This window comes from Nocardia amamiensis, from assembly GCF_015477605.1.
In the GTDB taxonomy this organism is placed as follows: domain Bacteria; phylum Actinomycetota; class Actinomycetes; order Mycobacteriales; family Mycobacteriaceae; genus Nocardia; species Nocardia amamiensis_A.
The window spans coordinates 88,725-114,443 of sequence record NZ_JADLQX010000005.1 but is presented as its reverse complement, the minus strand read 5'-3'; the positions used below and the strand labels follow the sequence as shown (position 1 = coordinate 114,443).

At 68.3% G+C, this 25,719-nt stretch carries 27 protein-coding genes; 16 read left to right on the top strand and 11 right to left on the bottom strand.

The features are described 5' to 3' along the window. Positions 1-107: 107 nt before the first annotated feature. The 6 genes from rpsM (at position 108) to truA (ending at position 4,354) form a co-directional block, all read left to right on the top strand. Positions 108-479: a 30S ribosomal protein S13 gene (gene rpsM, locus IU459_RS08720; RefSeq protein ID WP_039795645.1), complete on the top strand. Its 372-nt coding sequence runs from the start codon at positions 108-110 to the stop codon at positions 477-479. A gap of 9 nt (positions 480-488) precedes the next feature. After that, positions 489-902 carry a 30S ribosomal protein S11 gene (gene rpsK, locus IU459_RS08715; protein WP_039795647.1) on the top strand — a complete coding sequence of 138 codons (414 nt, stop codon included), beginning with the start codon at positions 489-491 and terminating at the stop codon, positions 900-902. 20 nt (positions 903-922) lie between these two features. Then, the gene (gene rpsD, locus IU459_RS08710; RefSeq protein ID WP_067479665.1) at positions 923-1,528 is read left to right on the top strand and encodes a 30S ribosomal protein S4; all 606 of its coding nucleotides are present in this window, start codon (positions 923-925) and stop codon (positions 1,526-1,528) included. A 121-nt stretch (positions 1,529-1,649) separates the two neighbouring features. Then, positions 1,650-2,708 carry a DNA-directed RNA polymerase subunit alpha gene (locus IU459_RS08705; RefSeq protein ID WP_039796155.1) on the top strand — a complete coding sequence of 353 codons (1,059 nt, stop codon included), beginning with the start codon at positions 1,650-1,652 and terminating at the stop codon, positions 2,706-2,708. A gap of 50 nt (positions 2,709-2,758) precedes the next feature. Continuing rightward, the gene (rplQ, locus tag IU459_RS08700; RefSeq protein WP_195128970.1) at positions 2,759-3,280 is read left to right on the top strand and encodes a 50S ribosomal protein L17; all 522 of its coding nucleotides are present in this window, start codon (positions 2,759-2,761) and stop codon (positions 3,278-3,280) included. A gap of 243 nt (positions 3,281-3,523) precedes the next feature. After that, positions 3,524-4,354, top strand: coding sequence for a tRNA pseudouridine(38-40) synthase TruA (gene truA, locus IU459_RS08695; RefSeq protein ID WP_195129096.1), 831 nt, complete (start codon positions 3,524-3,526; stop codon positions 4,352-4,354). Between the two features lie 45 nt (positions 4,355-4,399). On the opposite strand, the gene IU459_RS08690 is transcribed toward truA, so the two are convergent. Then, the gene (locus IU459_RS08690; RefSeq protein ID WP_195129095.1) at positions 4,400-4,879 is read right to left on the bottom strand and encodes an Hsp20/alpha crystallin family protein; all 480 of its coding nucleotides are present in this window, start codon (positions 4,877-4,879) and stop codon (positions 4,400-4,402) included. A 166-nt stretch (positions 4,880-5,045) separates the two neighbouring features. Between IU459_RS08690 and IU459_RS08685 the strand changes: the two genes are divergently transcribed. The 5 genes from IU459_RS08685 (at position 5,046) to IU459_RS38375 (ending at position 10,734) form a co-directional block, all read left to right on the top strand. Continuing rightward, positions 5,046-5,879: an LLM class F420-dependent oxidoreductase gene (locus IU459_RS08685; RefSeq protein WP_195128969.1), complete on the top strand. Its 834-nt coding sequence runs from the start codon at positions 5,046-5,048 to the stop codon at positions 5,877-5,879. A 195-nt stretch (positions 5,880-6,074) separates the two neighbouring features. Continuing rightward, positions 6,075-7,484: an MFS transporter gene (locus tag IU459_RS08680; protein WP_195128968.1), complete on the top strand. Its 1,410-nt coding sequence runs from the start codon at positions 6,075-6,077 to the stop codon at positions 7,482-7,484. Positions 7,485-7,530: 46 nt separating this feature from the next. Next, positions 7,531-8,190, top strand: coding sequence for a response regulator transcription factor (locus tag IU459_RS08675; protein WP_195129094.1), 660 nt, complete (start codon positions 7,531-7,533; stop codon positions 8,188-8,190). A gap of 37 nt (positions 8,191-8,227) precedes the next feature. Next, positions 8,228-9,649, top strand: a complete 1,422-nt coding sequence (locus IU459_RS08670; protein ID WP_195128967.1) for a sensor histidine kinase — start codon at positions 8,228-8,230, stop codon at positions 9,647-9,649. Then, on the top strand, positions 9,646-10,734 hold the full coding sequence (locus IU459_RS38375; RefSeq protein WP_228837614.1) for a TAXI family TRAP transporter solute-binding subunit: 1,089 nt from the start codon (positions 9,646-9,648) through the stop codon (positions 10,732-10,734). The genes IU459_RS08670 and IU459_RS38375 overlap by 4 nt, the downstream gene beginning before the upstream one ends. Before the next feature lie 6 nt (positions 10,735-10,740). Here IU459_RS38375 and IU459_RS08655 read toward each other — a convergent pair whose 3' ends face one another. Next, on the bottom strand, positions 10,741-11,064 hold the full coding sequence (locus IU459_RS08655; RefSeq protein WP_195128966.1) for a metal-sensitive transcriptional regulator: 324 nt from the start codon (positions 11,062-11,064) through the stop codon (positions 10,741-10,743). A 216-nt stretch (positions 11,065-11,280) separates the two neighbouring features. On the opposite strand from IU459_RS08655, the gene IU459_RS08650 reads away from it, so the two are divergent. Together IU459_RS08650 and IU459_RS08645 are read left to right on the top strand one after the other, a co-directional pair. After that, positions 11,281-12,090 carry an S-methyl-5'-thioadenosine phosphorylase gene (locus IU459_RS08650; protein ID WP_195128965.1) on the top strand — a complete coding sequence of 270 codons (810 nt, stop codon included), beginning with the start codon at positions 11,281-11,283 and terminating at the stop codon, positions 12,088-12,090. 5 nt (positions 12,091-12,095) lie between these two features. Further along, positions 12,096-13,091 carry an NAD-dependent epimerase/dehydratase family protein gene (locus IU459_RS08645; protein ID WP_195128964.1) on the top strand — a complete coding sequence of 332 codons (996 nt, stop codon included), beginning with the start codon at positions 12,096-12,098 and terminating at the stop codon, positions 13,089-13,091. A 231-nt stretch (positions 13,092-13,322) separates the two neighbouring features. Here IU459_RS08645 and IU459_RS08640 read toward each other — a convergent pair whose 3' ends face one another. Further along, on the bottom strand, positions 13,323-14,309 hold the full coding sequence (locus IU459_RS08640) for a GAF domain-containing protein (protein ID WP_195128963.1): 987 nt from the start codon (positions 14,307-14,309) through the stop codon (positions 13,323-13,325). A 120-nt stretch (positions 14,310-14,429) separates the two neighbouring features. Here IU459_RS08640 and IU459_RS08635 point away from each other — a divergent pair, with 120 nt between their 5' ends. Next, positions 14,430-14,990: an NADPH-dependent FMN reductase gene (locus tag IU459_RS08635; protein WP_195128962.1), complete on the top strand. Its 561-nt coding sequence runs from the start codon at positions 14,430-14,432 to the stop codon at positions 14,988-14,990. A 6-nt stretch (positions 14,991-14,996) separates the two neighbouring features. Here the strand turns inward: IU459_RS08635 and eccE are convergent, their stop codons facing one another. Next, positions 14,997-16,640 (bottom strand): type VII secretion protein EccE, encoded by a 1,644-nt coding sequence (gene eccE / locus IU459_RS08630; RefSeq protein ID WP_195128961.1) that lies wholly within the window; start codon positions 16,638-16,640, stop codon positions 14,997-14,999. A 112-nt stretch (positions 16,641-16,752) separates the two neighbouring features. On the opposite strand from eccE, the gene eccB reads away from it, so the two are divergent. After that, positions 16,753-18,243, top strand: coding sequence for a type VII secretion protein EccB (gene eccB / locus IU459_RS08625; protein WP_195128960.1), 1,491 nt, complete (start codon positions 16,753-16,755; stop codon positions 18,241-18,243). 137 nt (positions 18,244-18,380) lie between these two features. Here the strand turns inward: eccB and IU459_RS08620 are convergent, their stop codons facing one another. Genes IU459_RS08620 through IU459_RS08610 form a run of 3 tightly spaced genes read right to left on the bottom strand, consistent with a single transcriptional unit; the run spans position 18,381 to position 19,209 of the window. Beyond that, entirely contained in the window at positions 18,381-18,551 is a 171-nt protein-coding gene (locus tag IU459_RS08620) for a hypothetical protein (RefSeq protein ID WP_195128959.1), read from the bottom strand. Beyond that, on the bottom strand, positions 18,548-18,850 hold the full coding sequence (locus IU459_RS08615) for a hypothetical protein (protein ID WP_195128958.1): 303 nt from the start codon (positions 18,848-18,850) through the stop codon (positions 18,548-18,550). Before IU459_RS08615 ends, IU459_RS08620 begins: the two co-directional genes overlap by 4 nt. Further along, the gene (locus tag IU459_RS08610) at positions 18,850-19,209 is read right to left on the bottom strand and encodes a hypothetical protein (RefSeq protein ID WP_195128957.1); all 360 of its coding nucleotides are present in this window, start codon (positions 19,207-19,209) and stop codon (positions 18,850-18,852) included. Before IU459_RS08610 ends, IU459_RS08615 begins: the two co-directional genes overlap by 1 nt. A 267-nt stretch (positions 19,210-19,476) precedes the next feature. Here IU459_RS08610 and IU459_RS08605 point away from each other — a divergent pair, with 267 nt between their 5' ends. Next, positions 19,477-20,823 carry a helix-turn-helix domain-containing protein gene (locus IU459_RS08605; protein ID WP_195128956.1) on the top strand — a complete coding sequence of 449 codons (1,347 nt, stop codon included), beginning with the start codon at positions 19,477-19,479 and terminating at the stop codon, positions 20,821-20,823. A 269-nt stretch (positions 20,824-21,092) separates the two neighbouring features. On the opposite strand, the gene IU459_RS08600 is transcribed toward IU459_RS08605, so the two are convergent. The 4 genes from IU459_RS08600 to eccD form a co-directional block, all read right to left on the bottom strand. Continuing rightward, positions 21,093-21,500, bottom strand: coding sequence for a spore-associated protein A (locus tag IU459_RS08600; protein ID WP_195128955.1), 408 nt, complete (start codon positions 21,498-21,500; stop codon positions 21,093-21,095). 190 nt (positions 21,501-21,690) lie between these two features. Next, complete coding sequence (locus IU459_RS08595) at positions 21,691-22,533, bottom strand: potassium channel family protein (protein WP_228837613.1); 843 nt, start codon at positions 22,531-22,533, stop codon at positions 21,691-21,693. 228 nt (positions 22,534-22,761) lie between these two features. After that, complete coding sequence (gene mycP, locus IU459_RS08590) at positions 22,762-24,171, bottom strand: type VII secretion-associated serine protease mycosin (protein ID WP_324198799.1); 1,410 nt, start codon at positions 24,169-24,171, stop codon at positions 22,762-22,764. Then, on the bottom strand, positions 24,168-25,634 hold the full coding sequence (gene eccD / locus IU459_RS08585) for a type VII secretion integral membrane protein EccD (RefSeq protein ID WP_195128954.1): 1,467 nt from the start codon (positions 25,632-25,634) through the stop codon (positions 24,168-24,170). The genes mycP and eccD overlap by 4 nt, the downstream gene beginning before the upstream one ends. Positions 25,635-25,719 lie beyond the last annotated feature (85 nt).

Genomic DNA, 25,719 nt, shown 5'->3' with positions numbered 1-25,719 from the left:
GCTAGCCCTGGGGCGTGTGCGCCTACCACCGGTTCGGAGGCCGGTGCCCCACAAGACGAGGGGACGGACAGGGAGCAGACCTCCGCAACGATTAAGGAAACTGCCAGATGGCACGTCTCATGGGCGTCGACCTCCCGCGCGAGAAGCGCATGGAGATCGCGCTGACCTACATTTTCGGCATTGGCCGTACCCGCTCCAAGGAGATCCTCGAGGCCACCGGCGTCAGCCCGGACCTGCGTTCGAAGGACCTCAGCGACGACGATCTGACGAAGCTGCGTGACTACATCGAGGCTTCCGAGTTCAAGGTCGAGGGTGACCTGCGCCGCGAGGTGCAGGCCGATATTCGCCGCAAGATCGAGATCGGCTGCTACCAGGGTCTGCGCCACCGCCGTGGCCTGCCCGTGCGTGGCCAGCGCACCAAGACCAACGCGCGCACCCGCAAGGGCCCGAAGCGCACCGTCGCCGGCAAGAAGAAGTAGGGATAACCGATGCCTCCGAAGAGTCGGGCCGCGGGCCCGAAGAAGACCCAGAAGTCGCGTCGCCGGGACAAGAAGAACGTCCCCCACGGCAACGCGCACATCAAGAGCACGTTCAACAACACGATCGTGTCGATCACCGACCCGAACGGCAACGTCATCTCCTGGGCGTCGTCCGGTCACGTCGGCTTCAAGGGCTCGCGCAAGTCGACCCCGTTCGCCGCGCAGCTCGCCGCCGAGAACGCTGCCCGCAAGGCGCAGGAACACGGTGTGAAGAAGGTCGACGTGTTCGTGAAGGGCCCGGGTTCGGGCCGCGAGACCGCGATCCGCTCGCTGCAGGCCGCCGGCCTCGAGGTGGGCACGATCTCCGATGTCACCCCGCAGCCGCACAACGGCTGCCGTCCGCCCAAGCGGCGTCGCGTCTAGCGGGAAAGGAACAGCGAACAATGGCTCGTTACACAGGCCCTATCACCCGCAAGTCGCGTCGTCTGCGTGTCGACCTCGTCGGAGGCGACCAGGCGTTCGAGCGTCGCCCCTACCCGCCCGGCCAGCACGGCCGCGCGCGGATCAAGGAGAGCGAGTACCTGCTCCAGCTGCAGGAGAAGCAGAAGGCCCGCTTCTCCTACGGCGTCCTGGAGAAGCAGTTCCGCCGGTACTACGAGGAGGCCAACCGCCTCAAGGGCAAGACCGGTGACAACCTGCTTCGCCTGCTCGAGACCCGCCTGGACAACGTCGTGTACCGCGCCGGTCTGGCCCGCACCCGCAGGCAGGCTCGCCAGCTGGTCAGCCACGGCCACTTCTTGGTGAACAACAAGAAGGTCGACGTTCCCAGCTTCCAGGTGACCCAGTACGACATCATCGATGTCAAGGAGAAGTCGCTGGGCACGCTGCCGTTCCAGGTGGCGCGCGAGACCCTCGGCGATCGCCCGGTTCCGGGCTGGCTGCAGGTGATCCCGGGCCGGCTGCGGATCCTGGTCCATCAGTTGCCGGAGCGCGCACAGATCGATGTGCCGCTGCAGGAACAGCTGATCGTCGAGTACTACTCCAAGTAGCCCTCGGCGAGCCGCGCAGCACCGTGCTGCTGGTGTGTGGTCGCCCGGAAGCCGAGCGACCACACACAACCCCTGAGACGAGGCGTCAAATAGCGGGCGCCCTAAAAGGAGGATGATCCACATGCTGATTTCACAGCGTCCGACGCTGACCGAAGAGGTCGTCGCCGAGAATCGCTCGAAGTTCACCATCGAACCGCTCGAGCCGGGCTTCGGTTACACCCTCGGCAACTCGCTGCGGCGTACCCTGCTGTCCTCGATTCCGGGGGCCGCGGTCACGAGCATCCGCATCGACGGCGTCCTGCACGAGTTCACCACCGTTCCCGGGGTGAAGGAGGATGTCACCGACATCATCCTGAACCTCAAGGGCCTGGTCGTCTCCTCGGAGGAGGACGAGCCGGTCACGATGTACGTGCGCAAGCAGGGGCCCGGCACCGTCACCGCCGGTGACATCGTCCCGCCCAGCGGCGTCGTGGTGCACAACCCGGACATGCACATCGCGACCCTGAACGACAAGGGCAAGCTGGAGATCGAGCTCGTCGTCGAGCGCGGTCGCGGCTACGTCCCCGCCGTGCAGAACAAGGCGTCCGGAGCGGAAATCGGCCGGATCCCGGTGGATTCGATCTACTCGCCGGTGCTCAAGGTGACCTACAAGGTCGAGGCCACCCGTGTCGAGCAGCGCACCGACTTCGACCGGCTCATCCTGGACGTGGAGACCAAGAACTCCATCAGCGCGCGGGACGCGCTCGCCTCGGCGGGCAAGACCCTGGTCGAGCTCTTCGGCCTGGCCCGCGAGCTGAACGTCGAAGCCGAAGGCATCGAGATCGGCCCCTCGCCGGCCGAGGCGGACCACATCGCCTCGTTCGGTCTGCCGATCGAGGACCTGGACCTCACCGTCCGGTCCTACAACTGCCTCAAGCGCGAGGGTGTGCACACGGTGGGCGAGCTGGTCGCCCGCACCGAGTCGGATCTGCTGGACATTCGCAACTTCGGCCAGAAGTCCATCGACGAGGTCAAGGTCAAGCTGCACGCGCTCGGCCTCTCGCTCAAGGACAGCCCGGCGTCGTTCGATCCGTCCAGCGTGGTCGGCTACGACGCGAGCACCGGCACGTGGAGCGACAGCGGCACGTTCAGTGACACCGATGGCGGCGAGCAGGACTACGCCGAAACCGAACAGCTCTAGGCCGTCGGGGTAGGCGCCCCGGACCGGCCTCTCACAAGGAGAACCACACAATGCCCAAGCCCAAGAAGGGTGCCCGCTTCGGCGGGTCGGCGACGCACCAGAAGGCGATCTTCGCCAATCTGGCCACGGCGCTCTTCGAGCACGGCCGGATCACCACCACCGAGGCCAAGGCCAAGGCCGTGCGCCCCTACGCGGAGAAGCTGATCACCAAGGCGAAGGCCGGCACGCTGGCCGACCGTCGCGAGGTGCTCAAGGTGATCCGCAACAAGGACGTCGTGCACGAGCTCTTCGAGCAGATCGGCCCGTCGTTCGAGGGGCGCGAGGGTGGCTACACCCGCATCACCAAGACGCTGCCGCGCAAGGGTGACAACGCGCCGATGGCGATCATCGAGCTGGTCCGGGAGAAGACCGTGACCAACGAGGCCGATCGCGCTCGCCGCGTCGCCGCGTCGAAGAAGGCCGAGGAGGCTCCGGCCGCCGAGGTCGTCGAGGAGAAGGCCGACGAGGCCGTCGCCGAGACCGCCGATGCGCCCGCCGCCGACGAGGCCGCTGAGGACAAGAAGGACGCCTGAGATCGTGTTCCCCGCCTGTGGGGATGATCCGGACGTCTGACGTTCGCGAACGAGCCCGCCACCCGTTCCCGGGTCGGCGGGCTTGTTCGCGTTGACCAGGAGATCGTTGTGATCGAGCGCTGGCGAGGTGGAGTCGTGAGTGTGGAGGACTTGGATGCCACGGTGTCGCCGGAATCGGCTCCGCCGTCGGCGCGGCACGATGCGGTGCCGCAGCCGGATGTGGCCGGGTCGGCGCCGGATGCCATGCGCCCGACGGTTCGCGTGCGGCTGGACATCTCCTACGACGGCACCGATTTCGTCGGATGGGCGCGACAGCCGGGTCTGCGCACCGTGCAGGGGGTCTTGGAGGACTCGCTGAGCAAGGTGTTCCGTGAGCCGATACAGCTGACCGTCGCGGGGCGCACGGACGCGGGCGTGCACGCCGAGGGACAGGTCGCGCATTTCGACACGTCCGGCGAACTGGACGCGGACAAGCTGGTGCACCGGATGGCGCGATTCCTGCCGAAGGACGTGCGGATCAAGCAGGCGGCGCTCGCCTCGCCCGAGTTCGACGCCCGGTTCTCCGCTGTTCGCCGCCACTACGTCTACCGACTGACCACCGCACCGTACGGCGCGGAGCCGTTGCAGGCGCGCAGCGTGGTCGCCTGCCGGTCCGGCGTCGATCTCGAGGCCATGCGCGCTGCCTCGGGAAAACTGCTGGGCCTGCATGATTTCGCCGCGTTCTGCCGGCGCAGGGAGGGCGCGACGACGGTCCGGGAGCTGCAGCGCTTCGATTGGGTGCGCGAAGGTGATCTGCTGCTCGCCTACGTCAGCGCCGACGCGTTCTGCTGGTCGATGGTCCGCAGCCTGGTCGGCGCGGTGCTCGCGGTCGGCGAGGGGCGCCGCGGCCCGGAATGGGTGGGCGAGCTGCTGCGCGAGACTGAGCGGTCCAGCGCGGTCACCGTCGCTCCCGCCCACGGCCTGAGCCTGATCAGCGTCGATTACCCCGCGGACGGCGAACTCGCCGCCCGCAACGCGCAGACGCGCGAGATGCGGTCGGTCCCGGTCCCGGACGCGGGTTGCTGCGGTGACTGACATAGAGCTACCCGCACCCGTGCGCGGATGCGGGTAGCGAGGCGGTCACTTCGAGGCTTGCCCAGGTCGCGGCGTCTGCTCGGACTGTGTCGATGCTTCGATCGTCCTCGGTTCCTGGGACGCCCCCGAGATCGCGATGCGGCGCGGCTTGGCGCGCTCGGCGATCGGGATCGTCACCGACAGCACACCGTTGTTGTAGGTCGCGCTGATCCGTTCGGCGTCGACGTTCTCGCCGAGGGACAGCTGCCGCATGAACGTACCGGCGAAGCGCTCCGAGGCGATCCACTGGACGCCTTCCTCACTGGGAACGGTGCGTTGCGCGCGCAGGGTGAGCGTGCCGCTGTCGACGCTGACATCGATCGAACCGGGGTCGACGCCGGGCAGGTCCGCGTTCAGCACGTAGTGATCTCCCGCTTTGAAAAGATCCATCGGCATGAATCGCGGTGCGCGAGCGGTTCCGGCGGTTTCGCCGAGCAGTTGGCGGGCGACGGTGTCGATGTCATGGAATGGATCGAATCTGAGCACAGCGATCACCTCCATCTCCTAGTGGTGACGCCTGCCACGGCGGCGGGCGCCGATAGCTGTGCAATTCTCACAGTAGCTCGCTCGGGCCGGGCTCGCTTCGATCTGACGAGGTCGAGTCGTTCGCCGACGCGGAATAGCCGTCCGCGGACCAGTGTTGGCTCGGGACATGGCATTCGAGAGTCTCGGACGGTTCGGAGTGTGGCGGGCGTACAACGGGTTCACCCCGGAGGATGCGCGGGAATTGGAGCAGCTGGGCTACGGCGCGCTGTGGTTGGGGGCCTCGCCCCCGGCGGATCTCGCGGTGGTCGAACCGCTGCTGGAGGCGACCGAAACGATCACGGTGGCGAGCAGCATCGTGAACATCTGGGCCGCACCGGCGAAAGAAGCGGCCGAGTCGTTCCATCGGATCGATGGGCGGTTCCCTGGCCGGTTCCTGCTCGGCGTCGGAGCGGGCCATCCTGAGCACACCGGTGAGTACCGCAAGCCCTACGACGCGCTGGTGGAGTACCTCGACGAACTCGACGCGGCGGGCGTGCCCGCCGAGCGTCGCGCGGTGGCGGCACTCGGGCCGCGCGTACTGAAACTGGCCGCCGAGCGGTCCGCGGGCGCGCTGCCCTATTTCGTGCCGTCGGCGCACACCGCGCCGGCACGCGAGATCGTCGGTCCGGACGCGCTGCTGGCGACCGAGCACAAGGTGGTACTCACCGACGACGCCACGGCGGCCCACGCTGTGGCCGACGGGACCGTCGGGTTCTACCTCGGCCTGACCAATTACGTGTCGAACCTGCGCCGATTCGATTTCACCGACGCCGATCTGACCACCCCGCCCAGCGACCGGCTGTTCGACGCCGTCATCGCGCACGGTACTCCGGACCGGATCGCCGCTCGGCTGTCGGAACATCTGGACGCGGGTGCCGACCACGTCGCGGTGCAGATCCTCGGGGACAACTACCTCCCCGCGCTGCGCACGCTCGCGCCGCTGCTGACCGCGCGATCCTGAGCCGGAATCCAGCCTCGTTCGGCCCTCGACGTCCGCCGTCCACCGCGGCGCTGTTCGGGGGCCGAACCGGTTTTCCCGCCCGGCGGTGATCGTCCTAAGGGACTGTTAGGAACAGCGGAGAGCCATTCCGCGGGGTTGTGACTGCCGACACACTGATCTGCGACGACGCGATGGGGCGTCGAAGAAGGAGATCTTGTGACTACGACACAGCCCGTGGGCGAGCGCCGGGTGGTCGCGAACGTTCTGCGCGGTTCCATCGGCAACCTCGTCGAGTGGTACGACTGGTACGTCTACGCCGCGTTCAGCGTGTACTTCGCGAAGACGTTCTTCCCCAAGGACGATCCGACGGCGCAGCTGCTGTCCACCGCCGCCGTCTTCGCGGTCGGCTTCCTGATGCGCCCGATCGGCGGCTGGGCGCTGGGCCGGTACGCCGACCGTTTCGGTCGCCGATCGGCGCTCACCCTCTCGGTGACCGTGATGGCGGCCGGTTCCCTGCTGATCGCGGTGACGCCCGGCTATCAGACCATCGGACTCGCCGCTCCGGCGCTGCTGCTGTTCGCCCGGTTGCTGCAGGGTCTCTCGGTCGGCGGCGAGTACGCCACCAGCGCGACGTACCTGTCGGAGGTGGCCTCGGCGGGCAGGCGCGGGTTCTACTCCAGCTTCCAGTACGTGACGCTGGTGGCCGGCCAGCTCGTCGCGCTGGGCGTGCAGATCGTGCTGCAGCAGTTCCTCGACACGGCCCAGATGAACGACTGGGGCTGGCGGATTCCCTTCGTGATCGGCGCTGCCGGTGCGCTGATCGTGATGTGGCTGCGGCGCGGCATGGACGAGTCCGATCAATTCCGCGCCGAGTCAGGGCACGCGCCGGGCGAACCGACCCACGCCGCGGGGGCTTCCGCGTCGCGTAACTCGCGCGGTTCGCTGCGCATCCTGCTGCGCTACCCGCGGGAATGCCTGCTCGTGATCGGGTTGACGCTGGGCGGAACGGTCGCGTTCTACACCTACACGACCTACATGCAGAAGTTCATGATCAACACCTCCGGCATCTCCAAGTCGACCGTCGCGTGGATCAACTTCATCGCGTTGCTGGTCTTCGTGGTGCTGCAGCCCCTGGCCGGTGCGTTGTCGGACCGGGTGGGGCGGCGCAAGCTGCTGATCTTCTTCGGCGTGTCGGGCACCGTGCTGACCGTGCCGATCATGAGCGTCCTCGCGCGGACCACCGATCCGGTCGCCGCGTGGGGCCTGATGATGGCGGCACTGGTCATCATCACGGGATACACCTCGATCAACGCGATCGTGAAGGCCGAGCTGTTTCCGACCAAGATCCGCGCGCTCGGCGTCGGGCTGCCCTACGCGCTGACTGTCGCGATCTTCGGCGGCACCGCGGAGACGATCGCGCTGGCGTTGAAGAAGGCGGGCCACGAGTCGCTGTACTTCTGGTACGTCGCGGGGTGCATCGCCATCTCGCTGGTCACCTACTACTTCATGCGGGAGACCTCGACCTCGTCGACGATCGACGCGGGCGAGCCCACCGCGGACGCCGATACCGGGTCCGGCGCCGCGGTGGCCGAGCCGGGACGACCGTTGGTCACCGTGCGTGACTGACCGCCCGGCACACGCGCCGATCCGCCCGCTGTGGGAGGATCGGCGCGTGCGGCTTGCGGTGGTCGAGGACGACGACGGCGTGGGAGACGCGCTGGTCGAGGCGCTGATCGCCCGCGGTTACCGCGCCGAACGCAAGCGCCGCGGCGCGGATCTGCTGATCGCGCATCGTGACTACGACGCGGTCGTCCTCGACCTCGGCCTGCCCGACGGCGACGGCCTGCAGGTGCTGCGCAGACTGCGCGAGGTGAGCTCGGTGCCGGTGCTGATCCTGACCGCGCGCAGCGACGAACGCTCGATCGTCCGCGGCCTGCGCGGCGGCGCCGACGACTACCTGGTGAAACCGCCGCGGATCGCGGAGCTGGTCGCGCGACTGGAGACGGTGACGCGGCGCGCGGCGGCCGCGGCGCGGCAGGAGCGGTCGGTGGTGGTCACCGGTGACGTGCGGGTCGACCTCGGCGCCCGGGTGGTCGAGGTGGAAGGCGTACCGCTGCCCTTGACGCCGAAGGAATTCGAATTGGTCGAGGCGCTGGTGGAACGGCCGGGCGCCGCGGTGAGCCGTCAGCAGCTGATGGATCGCATCTGGGGTGACGCCTTCGTCGCGGTGTCGCGGTCGCTGGACGTGCACATGACCGGCTTGCGGGCCAAGCTGAATCGGCCCGGGCTGATCACCACGATCCGCGGTTACGGATATCGGTGGGGGCAGTGAGCGCGGTGCCCGCGGCCGGGCGGGCCGGAGGTAGGTCATGCGGCGTCGTCTGCTCGTCGCGCTGACGGTGTTCGCGGCGATCGCGGTGCTGGCGTTCGCGGTGCCGCTGTCGCTGACCATCGCGACCAGCCGCACCCAGCAGTTGGTGCTGGCCCGCTCCGGGGACGCCGACCGCTTCGCCACTCTCGCCGACGACGCCGTCACGGCCGGGGACACCCGCGCGCTGGCCGACGAAGTGCTGCGCTATCACGAGCTGTACGGCGAGAACGTCCTGGTCGTAGACGCCAGGGGCGCCACGACGGTCAACGCCGGCGCCGACGTGACCGATCCCGGCATCGTCGCGGCGGTAGCGGCCGCGCGCCGCAACCAGCGTCCGCACGCGGTGGACAAGCTGACGCCGTGGGGCGCGCCGGCCATGCTCGTCGCGCGGCCGGTCGGCACCGGGGTGCAGGTGAACGGCGCGGTGGTGATCGAGGCGTCCACCGCGCGCGCTCGCGGCGACATCGCGCGGGCCTGGGCGGTGATCGTGCTGGGCGGCATGGTCGCGATGGCGCTGTTCATGCTGCTCGCGGTGACGCTGAGCCGCTGGGTGCTGCGACCGCTGTCGGCCCTGTCGCGCGCGGTTGCCGAGCTGACCGCGACGCTGCCGAAACCCCGCGCGGACAGCGTCGCGCCGGTGTCGATCGCAGGCAGGTACGGCGGGCCACCGGAGATGCGGGCGGTCGCCGAATCCTTCGACGCGATGGCCCGCGCCGTCGCCGATTCGGCCGACGCGCAGCGCCAGCTCGTCGCCGACACCGCGCACGCGATGCGCAATCCGCTGGCCGCGTTGACCATCCGCCTCGATTCCTTGGCCCCCGCGATCCCCGCGAGCGCGGCGGGCACCTTCCGCGGGGCGGGCGCCGAAGTCGATCGCCTGACCGCGCTGCTCGACGGCCTGCTCAGCCTCGCCGTCGCGGAAACGCCCGCGGCGTTCGACGTCACGCGGGCCGCCGAGACCGACGACCAGTGCGACGCCGTGCAGGTGGTGGCCGACCGCTTCGACGCCTGGTGCTCGGCGTTCGAGGCGGCGGGCCAGCGACTGCGCGTCGCGCCCGCACCCGCAGGTGCGGAGGTCGCGGTCCCCGCCGACGTGCTCGCCCAGATCTTGGACGTACCGCTGAGCAACGCGACGCGCTATGCCGGACCGGGCACGCAGACCGAACTTATCGTCGTCGCGGAGCCGGACTGGGTCGCGGTGAGCGTTCGCGACGACGGCGCCGGCGTGCCGTCCGATGAGATCGGCAAACTCACCACCCGTTTCTTCCGCGGCTCGTCCGCAGGCGCCGGTGGCTCCGGGCTCGGTTTGCCGATCGCCGCGGCGCTGGCCCAGGCGCGCGGCGGCACGCTCACGGTCGAGCGGGTGCATCCGCACGGTCTCGCGGTCGGTGTCCGATTGCCCGCGGCGGAGGTGCGATGACCAGTCGAGAACCCGGTGCGCGGCGCGGCATCGGCAGGCGTGGTTTTCTCGCGCTGGCCGTCGCGGCGGGCATCGCGGGCTGCGGTCCGAGTGGTGGTGGCGCCACTGTTCGGCTCGCGTCCGGCGAGGTCGGCGGTTTCTATCACGCTTTCGCGGGGTTGCTCGGGGCCGCCGCGGCCGAGAACGGGGACGTGCGCATCGAGCGGGTCACCACGTCCGGTTCGCAAGACAATCTGGCACTGCTCGCCCGAGGCGAGGTGGATGCCGCCCTCGCGCTCGCGGACTCGGTGCGGGAAGCCGCCGACCGGCTCGCCGACCCGTCGCCCGACCACCAACCCTTATCGAGTCACTACGCGACGCCGGCCCGCCCGTCGCCCGGCCACCACCCGTCAACGAGTCGCTCCGCAACGCTGGCCGACCTGTCGCCCGACCACCACCCCTCAACGAGTCGCTCCGCGACGCTGTGTGCTCTGGGCCGGGTGTACGAGAACTATCTGCAGCTGGTCGTGCGCTCCGACAGTCCGATCGGATCGATCGCGGATCTGCGTGGGGCCAAGGTGAGTTTGGGCGCGGAAGGATCGGGTGCGGCACTGACCGGTGAACGGATTCTGCGCGTCGCCGGCCTGGACCCCGCCGTGGATGTGGCGATTTCGCATCGTCCGCTGGCCGAGGCGGTGGCCGCGCTGACGGGCGGCGAGGCGGACGCTCTGCTGTGGGCGGGCGGCGTGCCGACCACCTTGCTCGCGGTGCCGAGCCGGATGCGGCTGGTGGACATGGGCGAGCTGGCCGCGCCGATGCGGGAGCGGTTCGGTCCGGTCTACGACCGGGTTGCGATCCCCGCCGACGCGTATCCCGGCGCCGCCGCGGTGCACACCATCGGCGTGGCGAACCTACTGCTCGCCGCCTCCACCATGCCCGAGGACGTGGCCGCCGCCATCGTGGAACTGCTGGTATGGCACGCGGACGCGTTGGTGCCCACCGTGGCGGCGGGCACCCAGTTCCTCGACGGCCGGTCGCTGATCAGCACCGGTTCCATCCCGCTGCATCCCGGCGCGGCCGCCGTCTATCGCCGCTGGCACGGGTGAACGCCGTCAGGAGCGGACGAGTCGGGCGATGGCGTCGGTGGCTTCCTTGATCTTGGCTTCGGCCTCCGGGCCACCGGTGACCGCGGCGTCCACCACGCAGTGGCTGATGTGGTCCTCGAGCAGGCCCATCGCCACCGCCTGGAGGGCCTTGGTCATGGCCGACACCTGGGTGAGGATGTCGATGCAGTACTTCTCCTCCTCGACCATCCGCTGCAGGCCGCGTGCTTGACCCTCGATGCGGCGCAGACGCTTGAGGTAATCGTCCTTGGCGGTGATGTAGCCGTGCGGCGCGTGCTCGGGCGCCGCGTGGTCGTGGGGGGTAGCTGCCACCGGTGTCTCCTCGCTGCCTGCCGGTCCGGGAACCGGATAATACCCCCCTAGGGTACAGTTTCGCGCCGGTCTTGTCAGGTCGGCGGCGTGTTCCCCGCTGACGGTACCGGTGGATCGCCTGCCGAGGACTTCGGCGGGCGCTTCGATACCACCGGATTCGCGAGCCGAGGCTGATCCCGCCTATCGACGGTGGCGGCGGGACGAGACAATTGCGGTATGAGCTCGCACCCTCGTCCCACGCTCGCCGTCATCGGCGGCAGCGGCTTCTACGATTTCTTCGACAACGAGGCCACCGCCGTCGAGGTCGATACGCCTTATGGCGCGCCGAGCGCACCGATCGCGGTCGGGGAAGTGGAGGGCAGGCCGGTGGCCTTCCTCCCGCGGCACGGCAAGAATCACGAATTCGGTCCGCACACTCTGCCGTACCGGGCCAACTTGTGGGCGCTGCGCTCGCTGGGCGTGCGCCGGATCTTCGCGCCGTGCGCGGTCGGCAGCCTGCGCGCGGACTGGGGTCCCGGCACGGTGGTGGTGCCGGATCAGTTGGTCGACCGGACCTCCGGTCGCCCGCAGACCTACTTCGAGGGCGGCGGCATCCACGTGTCCTTCGCCGATCCGTACTGCGAGGAACTGCGTGCCGCCGCGATCAAGGCCGAGTCCGACGCGCTGCACATGATGCACGCGGCCACCATGGTGGTGGTGGAGGGACCGCGGTTCTCCACGCGCGCGGAGAGCCGGTGGTTCGCCGCGCAGGGCTGGGATCTGGTGAACATGACCGGTCACCCGGAAGCCGTGCTCGCCCGCGAACTCGAAATGTGCTACGCCGCCGTCGCGCTGGTGACCGATCTGGACGCGGGCCTGGAAGAGGGTGAGGGCGTGCACGCCGTCGACGTCTTCGCCGAGTTCAAGCGCAACCTCGCGCCCTTCAAAGAGCTCATCCGCCGTGCGGTGGCCGCGGTGGACGCCGTCGACACCTGTGAGCGGTGCCGCGTCCACGCGGGCGTGTCGCTGCCATTCGAATTGCCCTGAGGCCGATGCGAGTGCTGGTCACCGGCGCGGCCGGTTTCCTCGGCGGACACCTGCGGCGCGCGCTGGTGGCCGCGGGACACGACGTCGTCGCGGCCGACCTGCTGCTCGACCTGGTACACGGACCGGACGCGCAACCGCCGGAAGGTGTTTCGCGGGTGGACGTGCGCGATGCCGACGCGCTCGCGCCGCTGCTGGACGGAGTGGAGGTCGTCTGTCATTTCGCGGCGGTCACCGCGGGCACAGCCGCCGACTTCGCTTCGCACAACGATCTCGGCACCGCCGTGCTGCTCGAAGCGATGGAGCGAGCGCGGGTGGCTCGGCTGGTGCTCGCCTCGTCGGTCAGCGTCTACGGTGAGGGCCGCTATCGCGGTGCGCAGAGCGGGCCGTTCTTCCCGAACCTGCGCCGCAGGGCGGATCTCGATCGTGGCATGTTCGACCATCGCGCTCCGCGCACCGGCGAGGTGCTGACCTGGGAGCCGGTGGGGGAGGACACGCCGCTGCGTCCACGCGGCGCCTACGGTGCCAGCAAGGTCGCCCAGGAGAATTACGCGCTGGCCTGGGGTCTGGCGACCGGAGGGGCCGTCACGGCGCTGCGGATGCACAACGTCTACGGCGTGGGCGCTCGTTCGGGATTGGTCGCGCGTTTGCGCGCCGAACTGGCACAGGGGCGCGCCCCGCACGTCTTCGAGGACGGCGGGCAGGTCCGTGATTTCGTCGACATGCGCGACGCGGTCGCGGCCACCGTCGCGGCGATCGAGCGTCCGCTGCCGGGTTTCGTCGCGCTGAACATCGCGTCGGGGCGGCCGATCACGCTCTGGGAGGTGGCCTCGATCATGGCTCGCGCCCACGGCGGGCCCGCGCCGCTGGTGACCGGTCAGTACCACATCGGCGACGTCCGCCATTTGGTCGCCGACCCGGAACGGGCCAGGCGCATGCTGGATTTCACGGCCGCGATTGCGCCCGCCCAGGGCCTCGCCGAGTTCGCGGCGACTCCCGGCTGATCATTCTTCACTCGGACAGGCGCATGGTCGTCGGGACCGTACTCGGGTGCCGGTGATCTCCGGTATCGCCAGGCGGGCGTCGTCACCGGGGCCGCTGCTGGTGATGCTCGGTTGCCTGGACTGCCATTGGGATCGCGTGTCGTCAGCCGGGCCGCCGCTGGGTGATGCTCGGTCGCCTGGGTGCGTCGTCAGCTGGGCCGTCGTTCGGGTGACGCTTGGTGGCCTGCACCGTCACCCCGGATGGTGCATCGTCACCTGGACCACAGCGAATTCCGGTGCATGCGCGCCGGGTGCACCATGGGGCAGTGGCGCGGCTTCCAGGTCGGCGACGATCCAGTCGCCCTCCGTGGTCGCCAGCCGAACCTCGGCCAGCCGGACTCGCTGCCTGCCCGCGCGGAGATCGGCGCGCGCGGCCAGAATGCGCGGACGGTCTCGGGGATGCGGCACGGTACGGGCGTCCGTCCCGCCAACCCAGCGCACACCGGGCACGGGCTCGGTGACCCAGCGGATCAGCCGGACCTGCGCCAGATCTACGACGGCCAGGTACCGATTCGATGACGTGCCGCGCAGCAGGTCCAGTGCCACCGATTCCAGCGCTTTCGCTTGCGGGGCAATGTCTTCGGTGACATCGACGGCGACGCCGACCCAGTGGTGCCGGTCCGGGTCCGGATTGCGCGCGGCGAGCATAAGGGTGCGCGGACCGTCCGCCGAACGCATGGTGGCGGTGTCGAGCCAGCGGACGCCGGGTTCGGAGCGCGCCATGGTGGCGACGAATTCGAGTGCGCCGTCGAAGCGCTCCATCGTCTCGAAGACCTCGGCGCCGAACCACACCGCCGGTTGGTGATCGCAATGCGGGCCCGATTCCTCCCGGACCACCTCCACCCGCCTCGCGTGCCCATCGATGCTGAAGGTCGTCACGCCGACCGGCGGCGGTGGGGCACCGCTACCCACCCACAACCGGACCGCGTGCACCCGCGCACCCGGACCGAGCAGCGGCTGCGCCCGCAGGCGCCCTCTCGACCAGGCATGGCGCGATGGCGGCAGCTGGTGGTCCACCGCGGTGCCGGAGTGGTGAGCCGCGGTGACGAACCGTTGCAGACGCGCGGGAACCGCACGCCGATATGACTTCCAAGCCCGCGGCGCGGACCCGGTCGCCAGCAGCGACCAAGTGCCGACCGGGCCGAGTGTTTCGATCAGCAGCCAGCGTCCGATGATCATGATTTCCCCCTCACCCCTCTCGAACCCTAGTGCCACGGCCAGGGGGATGGCCAGTGAAATGTGGCGAAAACGGGTCGCGCCGGTGGCCGTGGTCGGACACTCCGGGGTTAGGCTCGCGCGGTGGACTCACCGTTGCGGCTCGAGGTCATCGTGGCCAGCGTGCGTCCGGAGCGGTTCGCTCCGGTGGTCGCCGACTGGTTTCTGCGCACCCTGCGCGCCCATGCCGAATTCGACACGGGCGTCATCGATCTCGCGTACACGCCGCTGCCGATCGACCTCACCGAGACCGAGCAGACCGTGGCCTACCGTGCTCGACTGCGCGCGGCGGACGCCTTCGTGGTGGTCACCTCCGAATACAACCACGGCTACCCGGCCTCGCTGAAGACCGCCTTCGACACCGCCAAACACGAATGGCGCGCCAAACCCATCGCTTTCGTCTCCTATGGTGGCCTTTCCGGCGGGTTGCGCGCGGTGGAGCAGCTGCGTCAGGTCGTCGCCGAAATCCACATGGTCTCGGTTCGCGAGACGGTCAGTTTCCATCAGGCCAAGAAGCGATTCGACGACGCGGGCGAGACCAGCGACGGTGCCGCGATCGACGCGGCCGAACGGATGCTGCGCCAATTGGCCTGGTGGGCACGCACTTTGCGGGCCGCGCGGGCCGCCGACCCGTATCCCGGCTAGCTCTCGCTACCTGGCCGGCACGGCACGGCGGCCACGCGGCTGACCGATGTAGGTGGCCTCGCGCGGGATCGACACCAGCGTCAGGTCGACCTGTGCGGTACCGGTACGCAGGATCACGTGGTTGCCGATCGCACCAGGCTGGTGAATGGACAGGTCGGGGCGGGTGACCGGCCAACCCATCGGATCACCCGTCACGTAGATGGTGGTGACGCCGGCGTGCGGCGCGGGTGCGAGCACGCCGTCCACCACCGTGGCGGTGAATCCCGCATCGGACTGGTGGGTTTCGACCGCGATGGTCAGCCGTTCGGGATTGCCGATCGTCGTGACCAGGTTCTCCCACGCCTGCGCCCGGTCGGTGCGGATCAGGATCCGCTCGCCGACCGCGAGCGCCCGGAACACAAGCTGCTGCGCCAAGTACAGCTCGCCCGCGACGTACACCGTCGAGATGCCGGCGCCGACGATGCGGACCGCGACGCCGTTTCCTTCGTCGTCCGAGCCGATCAGCTGGCCGCAGCCGGAGGAAGGCAGGTGCAGCACGTCGAGCACGTCGATGGGGTACTCGATCATCGGAACGGTGTCGTCCAGACCGGGGACGGCGATCGGCAGATGGGCGAGCAGTCCGTCGCGGTGGCGTCCGTTCATCGAGACCATGCCCGGCAATTCGGCTCGTTCCGGCAGCTCCCGCGCGGTCAGGCGCCATGCGGCGCCGACACTCACCGATTCGGCCGAACTGCCTGGGCGCAGCCGCACGGCCACCGTGGTGCCGCGCGACGGCGGCACCCACAGCTGGGCGAGCAAGTCGGAGCTGAGGCGCTTGGGGTCGACGCCGCTACCGACGTTCACGTTGTTGCCGATTTCCGCGTAGCGCCAGCGGTGTTCGAGGGTCCGCGGGTCGTAGTCGCCGGTGATCTGCAGAACCGCCTTGCGGATCTCCGGCGCGGTCAGGATGCGGGCGCTGCAGTCGGCGTCCTCGAGCGTGCGCATGATCCGCTGGGTGGCGATGGTGACCGCACGCGAGGCGCCCTCGGCCCCGCCGCCGCGCCGGGCCGTGGCCTCCGGGCATGCCACCGCGTCGAAGCTGATCGCCAGCCATACCGTGCGGTGCGCGGTGGCGGGCAGCGGACCAAGCAGCGATTCGTAGATCGGGCCTGCGGGCGTGCCGGAGCGGCTGCGGTGCCCGTGACTGATGATGTCGATGCCGCTGAGCAGGATGTCGTGCTGGTTCAGGCATTTCGCCAACTCCGGCAGCGGAAGCAGGTGCGAGGCGTGCACCGTGGTGCGGCCGATCCTGGTCAGCCCGCCCGGCGGGGGCAGCACCTCGACCACCGTCACCACACGGCTGCCATCCCAGAACAGGCCCAGCGAACGTCCGTCCGTGCCGCGGTAGTCGATCGTGTCGCCGATCTCGTACTCGCGGTGGGTGAGATAGCGCCACCAGGTGGTGATCCAGTCCAGCAGGGTACGTTTGGCGACGGGGACGAGCGGGATCAGCGTCGCGACCACCGCAACGCCGAGCGCGGGCAGTCCGGGCAGGCCGGCGAGCAGCGCGACAACTCCGGCGATCAATCCGGCGATCTGCGCGATCAGCAGGTTCTGCATCGAGATGCGCCCGAGCAGCGGTCGTGGTCCCGCGCCGGCCGGTTCCGCCATCATCGTCCCCCATGTACCCGGTGTCGGCCGGATTGTCGTGGCCGAGCTGAACAAGAGTCCTCGGGAACTGTACTGTGTTCGGCGAACGCGAGCACTGTTCGGGGGAGGAATAATGCCTTCAAAACCCACTACACGCTGGCAGGTCAGCGGCTACCGCTTTCTGGTCCGGCGGATGGAGCATGCCTTGGTGCGCCGGGACGTGCGAATGCTGCACGATCCCATGCGTTCTCAGTCCCGCGCGTACGCGGTCGGCCTGATCCTGGCGTGCGTGGTACTGGCCGGCTGCGGCGTGCTGGCATTGCTGCGTCCGCAGGACAAGATCGGCGACAACAAGATCCTGATCGGCAAGGATTCCGGCGCGGTCTATGTGGTGCTCGACGACGTGGTGCACCCGGCGCTCAACCTGGCCTCCGCACGCCTGGCCGCGGGTGAGGCGGCCAAGCCGGCGATCGTGAAGGAATCGGAGCTCGGCAAGAAGCCGCGCGGCCAATTGATCGGCATCCCAGGCGCTCCCGGCTCGCTGCACTTCGACAAGGAGGGCAAGGGCCGGGTCTGGACGGTGTGCGACTCGTTGAAGACCGACGGCAGCGACGACCGCAGCAGCTCCGTGCTGATCGGCGATCTGGAACTGGGCGACAAGGCCGCGCCGATGGGCAAGGACAAAGCGCTGCTTGTGAAGGGCAAGGACGCGGCCTACCTGGTCTGGAACAAGACGCGCGCCCGTGTCGACATGAATGACCCATTCATAACCGGACCGCTGAACATTCGGGGGATGACCCCGCGGCCGATCAGCGAGGGCCTGCTCAACGCGATTCCCGAGGTCGATCCGATTATCCCGCCCAAGATCACCGATCCAGGCGGGCAACCGTCCGGGTATTCGATCAACGGCTTGAAGATCGGCACAGTCGTCCAGCTCGACGGCAAAACCAGTCAGAATTACGTCCTGCTGCGCGACGGTCTGCAGGCGGTCAGTCCATTCACCGCCGAAGTGATCCGTGGCTCGCAGCGCAACCCCGACCATGGCACCGCCATCGAATCTTTCGACAAGACCAACGCGCCGGAGTCGCGGGCACTGAACGTCGACACCTACCCCGAGACCGCGCCGACGATCATTCAGCCCAAGGCGCGCCCGGTGAGCTGCTTGTCGTGGAAGCCGATTCCCGGAGTCGCGGGCAACACCGATGTCGCTGTGCGGGCGGAACTGTCGTTCATCGACGCGAGCGATCTGCCGATGTCCAGCGGCGCCAAGCTGGTTCCGCTCGCGCAGGCCGACGGCAAGGGTGACAATGTCGACTCCGTGTACTTCCGGCCGGGTTCGGGCGCCTTCGTCCAGACCACCGGCATCGAACCCGACAGCAGGCGCAAGGACAGCATGTTCTACGTGGCCGACACCGGCGTTCGCTTCGGCATCAAGGACAATGAGGCCGCGAAGGCGCTCGGCATGGACGCCGAGTCCGGTGTCAAACCTGAACCGGCGCCTTGGCCGATCGTCGGGCTGCTTGCCGGCGGACCGACTATGGGTCGCGACGCCGCCATGGTGGCGCACGACGGCGTCGCCCCGGACTCCGCACCCGCCAAGCAGCCGGTCGCCTCGGCGAAGTAGTCGATCGGCCAACGCCTGAGCGGGCGAGTCCACTATTGCCTGCCCAAATCCCTTGGGCGGTAGGTAGACGGGCTTCCCGCTCATGGTCTGGCCGAGATCGGGTGATCCGCCAGCGGTGCTGAGGGGTTCGTCGTCGCTCATCCGCACACTGTCGTGCCGTGGCCGAGTGCGGCCAGGAACTGGTCGCAGCAGTGTGCGGCGTGGTTGGTAAGCGCGAAACGGGCGTGCTCGATGTTCTCGATCACCGGGTTGGTGCACGGTTGTGCGCGCCAGCGGTCGAGGACATCGGCGGGAACGGTGGGGTTCACCGAAAGTACCTCGCTGGTTTCATGTGCCCGGCTTCGATGAGCACGTCAATGGCTGCGGCTTTGGCGGCGCAGGTGTGGACGTCGCAGTCGATGTGGTCCTGCGTGACCCAGTGAGCTTCCTCCACCAGGTACGGCCTGCGCGGTGCGGCGTGGGGTCCTGCACGTTCCCGGGCTTCGCCGGTGTGGCCGGGCAACTGGGATGCGCTGTCGATCAGCCAAGGCAGCACCCAGAACAGCAGGATGAGCAGTCCCGCGACCGCGGCTGTGACTGTCAGTACGAGTGCGAGCTCTGCGGGCACTATCGCCCACTTTCTTCGGATGGCTTATAGGCGAGTGCCCAGTTGTATTCCGGAGTTACGGTGATCAGGGAACAGACTCGGCAGATGCGGCCGGGGCCGCCGATGTGCTCGAGGGTCGGCGTGATCACCGCGGCGACATCGAGGCGGCGGACGATGATCAGCAGCCGATGCAGCGGGTCGCGGATGTCGGGGTCCATGCGGACGGTTTTCACCAGGTCGTAGCCGAGCCGGGTGGCCAGTGCCAGGATCGCCTGCTCGTCTTCCCGCCACCCCGGTCCGCTCACGTCATCGCGCAGGTAACCGATTGCTCTGGGGTGGGCTTGCGGGATGTCCGGCAGCGCCGTGTGTGGCCGTGTCATGCGGTGTCCCCTTCGGGTCGACGGTCTGGTGAGCGTCCGGCGCCGGGGGCTTGCGCCACCGGCCCGCAACCCTTTGCGGCCGATGTGCCCTGGAGATGGCATCGTCCCGCACCGGAGCCACCGATAGCCTCGGCCCCCGCTTGCGGTGCGGCGACTGCCCGGGGCGATCGGGCCGATTGCGCGATATCTGCCGTTTGCCACCGCGAATTGCATTGCCGGGAATAGAGTTCCGGCTATTGCGTATCGCTTCGTACCAGGGGGACGAATGTGACAGATTCACCTTTCACCGCCGTGTGGGAATCGCCCCGCTTCCGGCAGTTGCTCGCCTCGGGCAAGCCTGGTTCGGCGCTGGCTCTCGTACGCAAGCAGATGGGGTTATCTCAGGCGGACTTCGCGGAGCTGCTGCACTGGGATCGCACGCATGCCGGAAGAGTTGAACGGGGTGAGGTCGGCACGATTTTCGATGTGCGGGAATTGATCCGCGCGGCGGACGCGCTGGGTATACCGCGCTCGGCGCTGATGCCCCTCTTGCTCGGTAGCGCTGACGCGGGGACCATCGACAGAGGGGGCTGTGAAGGAGTCGATGACGTGGATCGCAGACAATTCGTCCAGGTGGCAACGGTCGCGGTAGCGGCGACGGGTGCGGCGACCGATCTGCCGTGGTCGGATCCGATACGCGTCGGGACCGGTCACATCGCCTACCTGCGCAAGATGACTCAGCAGCTGTGGGAGCACGACAACCTTTACAGCGGCGGCAGGATCGCTGACTCCGTCATTCAGCAGTACCGTCTGGTTCGTCGTCTGGTCGATCATGGTGAATACGGTTCCCGCTTGGGTGCGGAGTTGATCGATGCGGCCTGTCGGCTGGCCGGTTTCGCAGGCTGGGTCACTGAAGACAGCGGGCGCGTTGAAGTTGCCAGGCATTTCTACACGGAGGCAGTTCTTCTCGCCGAACAAAGCGGAAAAGAAGACTTGCTAGAGGACGCCATCGCGAACATGTCATTTCTTGCCACGAAACGTCCGGCGAGCCGTGAGCCGGTACACCTTGCGCGGCGTGCAAGCGAACTCGCACGCCGCATCCCTTCAGCGCGTTTGAATGCGTTGCGGATCGCACGAGAAGCAGTAGCGCACGCGGCAGTTGGCGAGAGTCGCGAGTTCGAACAGGCCATGATCCGGGCCTGGCGGGAAGCGGACCGTGGTCTCGATGATCCCGATGACCCGATCTGGTTGCACTTCGTCACCCCGGACGAGATCCGATCCATCGAGGCCCGAGGCCGATCCTATCTGGGACAGCACAGCAGGGCGGCAACTATCTATCGCGAGGCGACCAGCAGTGGAGGAACCATGCCTCTCCGAGACAAGGCGTCATACCGTGCGTACTTCGCGGCGTCGCTTGCTGGCCTGGGCGATATCAACACAGCAATCACCGAGGGGCACCGTGCCCTGTCGATGCTGGAAGGGCCAGTCAGCTCGCCGCGCTTGGTGGAAGAGCTTCGACCGGTGCGAGTCGGCGCCTCGCGGCTGCGTGGAGATGATGCCGAACACTTCCGCCACCGATTCGACGCCTTGTGCGGTGCGGCTACGGGGCACGGCGGATCCTTCCGATCGACCTAGGGCCCGACTGTGGTCAGACGTAGATGCGACGGCGAGACCAGGTTCCGGTAGGCGCGTGCCCATGTCGCTCATCGACGCCGAGGCCGTAGGCCGCCGTGCTCCCGGACACCGCACGCGCCACCGGCACCGCCCTGCGGGTGACCCGGCACGAACTCACCGACGAGGACCGCCCGTTCACCGCATTCCACGACGACGCCCCACGGCCACCGCGCGAACAAGCGTCAATTCTTCCCGTTATTCAGCTTCGATCCACCGATGAAGGTCGAGGCTCAGTCACCGCAGTGCACTCCGAATTCCTCCCAGATGTCGTCCTTGATGCGGCCGCCCCAGTCGATGCACTTACCTTCCGCTTCGACCTTCGCATAAGCGAAGTGGGTGAAGACACGGTCGTCGTTCACGACCACCTGGGAGTGGTCCTTCGACTGCCGCACACCGGCGCCCATTGATATCGGCTCACCCGGGTTGTCCCGCACGGTGACCACGCAGTTCGTCCTGCCGTCGTAGGTGAGGAAGACCGTGCCGCCCTTCAACCCGTGTGAGTCGATCACCTTGAAGCCGTCACCGCACTGGCCACCATATGTTGCCGCGGACGCAGTAGCGGGGAGGAATACCGCCACCCCGGCCGTGATTCCGATTGCGGCCGCGCACGCGGCGATCGACTTTTTGGCGTTGATCAATGTGGAACCTTTCCTCTTTTCTGTGACATCGAGCGTTCGCATTCTTACCCCGCCCGCTCGGGACCTAAACTCGGGCACTATTGCTGCTGCCAACCCGAACCTAGGGCAGCAGTTGACGACCGCGTATTCGCGGCCTTCCAGATCTGGGAACCGATGCCCGAGCGAGTCTGGGAGCGCGTGCCGCGAATGGCTACGGATGATGCGTATCGGGTGGCGCCATCGGGGCCGCCAGGGTGTCGGCTGCGGAACTGGTGAGCGCGGCGATCTCGGCGCGCAGGGCGCGGACCTCCTCGGCGAGGAGGCCGATCTCGATATCGGCGCGTTCCGCGGACCTTTCGACGGACCTCAGCTGGTCCATCACCCAACTCGTGGTGGTACCGATGGCGAAGCTGATCAGGCCGATGCCGAAGGTCATCAGGATCAGCGAGACGAAGCGCCCTTCGGTCGTCACCGGATAGACATCGCCGTAGCCGACGGTCGTCACCGATACCATCGCCCACCACAGCGCGTCGCCGAAGCTGTCGATCTTGCTCTCTGCGACGCCATACTCGGCATCGAAGAATGCCAGGCTGCACAGCAGGATCACGAGCGCCGAGCTGGTGGCGACGAACACCGCCATGCGGGCGCGGGTCTCTGTTCTCCGGTTCACCGTGTCGATCAGCAGCAGCGCTGCCCGGACCACCCGCACCGGGCGGAACGGTGGCAGCAGCACGATCAGCAACTCCAGCGGATGGGTGCGCACGAAGCGCCATCGGTTCGTGGACAACCACAGCCGGATCGCGAAGTCCGCCGCGAATACCACCCAGATCGCCACGTCGGCACGGGTGAGCCAGGCATCCAGTTCCCGTGAGGCGCCGGTGTCGAGCACGTACCAGGCATAGATGCCGACGAAGCACACCGCCAGCACGATCATCGGCGCATTGGTTGCGCGTTCCCATGCCTGTCTGCGGGTGGTCGTGGCGGGGCGGGCAGACGTTTCCACGTCGGATTCGCTCTGGGCCATGGGATGGAATTCGGATGTTACGGGGGGCATGGCAGCTACCTGTGTCGATCTGATGCGGTATTCAGTTACCGCAGTGCAACACGTGCACGCTACCTGTCATCCGTGTGCCATTCGCCCGAGTACGGTGACCGGTCGGAATCACACAGCTCGTCGGGCGGATGGGGAACGGGCGAACGGCCGAGTATCAGGCCGGGGTCATCCCTCACCTGCTCGAGGCGGTTTGTCGCGTCCCCCGACCGTGTCGTGGCTCCGGAATTCTCACTCGTCCTCACTGACCCCGAACCTGCGGCGGATCGGGAACGAAGCGAGCATGCCCAAGACGAGCAGTGCCGCGACGCTGCCGCTGCCGATCAACGCCACATTGCGAGCGCGGTGGTCCGGCGGCGGAGGTGGCGCGGGTACCTGAAGCTGCACCCTCACAGCTGCGGCCGGTCGTTTAGGTGGAAGCGTTCTCGGTACTTCGGCAGTCAATGCGGCGACCGGATCAATGGCGCCGTAACCGACGTAGGGATTCCAACCCTCGCCCGGCGCGTGCGCCGTGGCCTGGATACGCTTGATGACGTCGAGAGCGCTGAGTTCGGGAAAGCGAGCGCGGACCAGTGCGACCACCCCGGACACATAAGGCGCGGCGAAGCTGGTGCCCTTGAGCGGTGCCAGGCTCTGGTTCTCATACTTTCCGGTGATGGTGCCAGTTCCGCGCGGATCGAGCGAGACGATGTCCTCGCCTGGTGCCGCCACGCCGACCCACGGCCCCGGCACGGTGAAACTCGACGGTGCGCCGTTCTGGTCGATCGATGCGACCGTCAGGACGTAATCGTCGTAGCGTGCGGGCGTGACGTTGGTGGTCACGTTGTTCCACGGATCGCCGTCCGGCTTCAGCGGGTCGATGCCGGGGTTGCTCGGCTTGCACTTCCCATCGGTATTACCCGCCGCGACCACGACGACGGCGTCCATTTCCAGTGTCGCGTAACGCACGGCCGCGCCGACCGGGCCGTCGTTGAAGCTCTGGCCGCTGGGGACGCAGGAGACCAACGAGATGTTGATGACCGAAGCGCGCCGGTCGGCGGCCCGCCGGATCGCGGAGGCGAGCGCTTCGATCCTGCCGTAGCCCTTCGGTGGGTCTTCCGGTCTTTTGTCCTGTTGGCCAGGGACCTCGTACAACGCGCTGGTCTGGCGGATAGAGAGAATCCGCGCTTCCGGAGCCACGCCTGAGAAACCTTGCCCCGCTACGGGTTTCGCGGCGATGATGCCTGCGACCACCGTGCCGTGGGCGTCGCAGTCCTCGCTTGTCCCGTCGCCACCGTCCGCGACGTAGTCGCCGCCCGCTTCCAGATCGGGCAGGCGGGGATGCGAGGCGACCCCCGTGTCGATCACCGCGATCAGCTGACCTTCGCCACGGGAGAACTCCCACGCGTGCGGCAGATTGAGCGATAGCTGGGGAATGGGAACGGCAGGGCCGTCGCCGCCCTGCTGGGTGGAGTAGCACGCCGCGTTGGCCGGGCGCTCGGTTTTGTCCAACGGCCGCGCCGGATCACCCGACGGCAGTTGGCCGGGATCGACCGGCGGCGGGCGATCGGCGTAGGCGATGCCTTGGCCCGCGCCCACTCCGAACGACACGCTCAGCGACAGCACCGCCGCGGCCGCGCCGGTGCGAAGTACGCGGTTCACAGCCCGCGGACGAGGGAGTAGAGGTCGGCGACCCAGAACACCAGGGGCAGCACGGCCGCCACGAACGCGTACTCGAGCAGTTCGACGCCGCGGCGCATCGGCGGCGTCGCCGACTGGTTCGGGATGATGATGCCGAGAATCAGCGCCGCGACCAGCGCGAGCATCGCCGCGCCGAACACCGCCAGCGGCTGGTCCATCGCGAATCCGGCGCCGACCAGCATGATCAGCGCGATCGCCGAACCGCCCGCGATCAGCACGACGGCCTGCTCCGCGCCCGCGTAGGTGCGACTGCGGAACATCAGGACCGCCGCGCAGACCAGCGCGAGCGCGATGCCTTGCCAGTACGTGCCGTCGGCGGTCGGGTCGGTGGCCGCCAGTGCTCCGGCGGCGGTGACGAGCGTGGTGGCCGCGACCAGGCCGGCGAGATACATACGGGCTCGTTCCGACTTCACCCGCAGCACGTCCATGGTCGGCAGGGCGCGGTGATCGTCCGGATCGTCCTCGGTCGGATCGATCGGCGTACCCGGCGAAGGAACCGGCGGCAGCGGCAATTTCGCGAGCAGCATGGACACCCGCGGCGCCAGCGAGAGCCCGCCGAGCCCGAGTGCCGCCGCGCCCGCCCCGATCGCGCGTTCCGGCTGGTCGGTGAGCAGGCCGATCAGCGCCGCGGGTACCGCGTACGCCGCGAGGGTGGCCGCGCCGATGAACAGCGCCAGTCCGACGCCGGTGACCCGCCAGGCCAGAATCGCCGTCGCGCCCGTCAATACCGAGCCGAGCAGAATGTGCGCCCAGCCATAGTGATCCGGCACGTAGAGCATGCCCGCGGTGAACGCGGCGGGCAGCGCGCAGCCGCCGAGTACCAGCGCGGTGCCGGTCTCGCCGTACATCCTGCTGAGCACCATCGCCGCCACCACGAGCAGGATCGCGACGACCAGCGCGACCGAGCCGCCCACCCCGATCGGCAGCGAGCCGGGGGACAGCAGCAGACCGAGGCAGCCGACGATCATGGTGATCGCGGCGAGCACCGAGCCGGTGATCCGCGCGACCCGCGGGGTCCAGCTGCGGTAGTGGTCGGCGTCGGCGATCGCGACGTTGTACATGATGTCGTCGAACAGCGGCGTCGGCGCGGTGTGCGAGGCGCTCTCCAGCATCAGCAGCTCGCCGTCGCGGACGCCGTGTTCGCCGAGGCTGAGCGAGTTGGAGAACGGAGGGTGGCCGATGCGGGCGAGTACCCACTCCGCGGGCTCGAAACGCTCGCCCTCGTTGTCGAATTCGTTGGTGCGGCTGTGCTGGGCGACCATGTCGACGACGCTCGGTATCACCAGCGCGACCGGCACATCGACCGGGATGGCCATGTCGACCTGGGTGTGCTTGGCCAGAATCGTCACCCGGGCGAGGTCGGGAGCGCGGACGATTCCACGCGAGGATTCTTCGTCGATGTGGTCAAGTCGCGCGTGCGTCAAGCTTCCCCCAACTCGGTCTGCTACCTCGTGATTCCGCGACGCCGCGGGCCGGGGGCGAGCTTGCGAACCCACGGTCCGGGCAGCA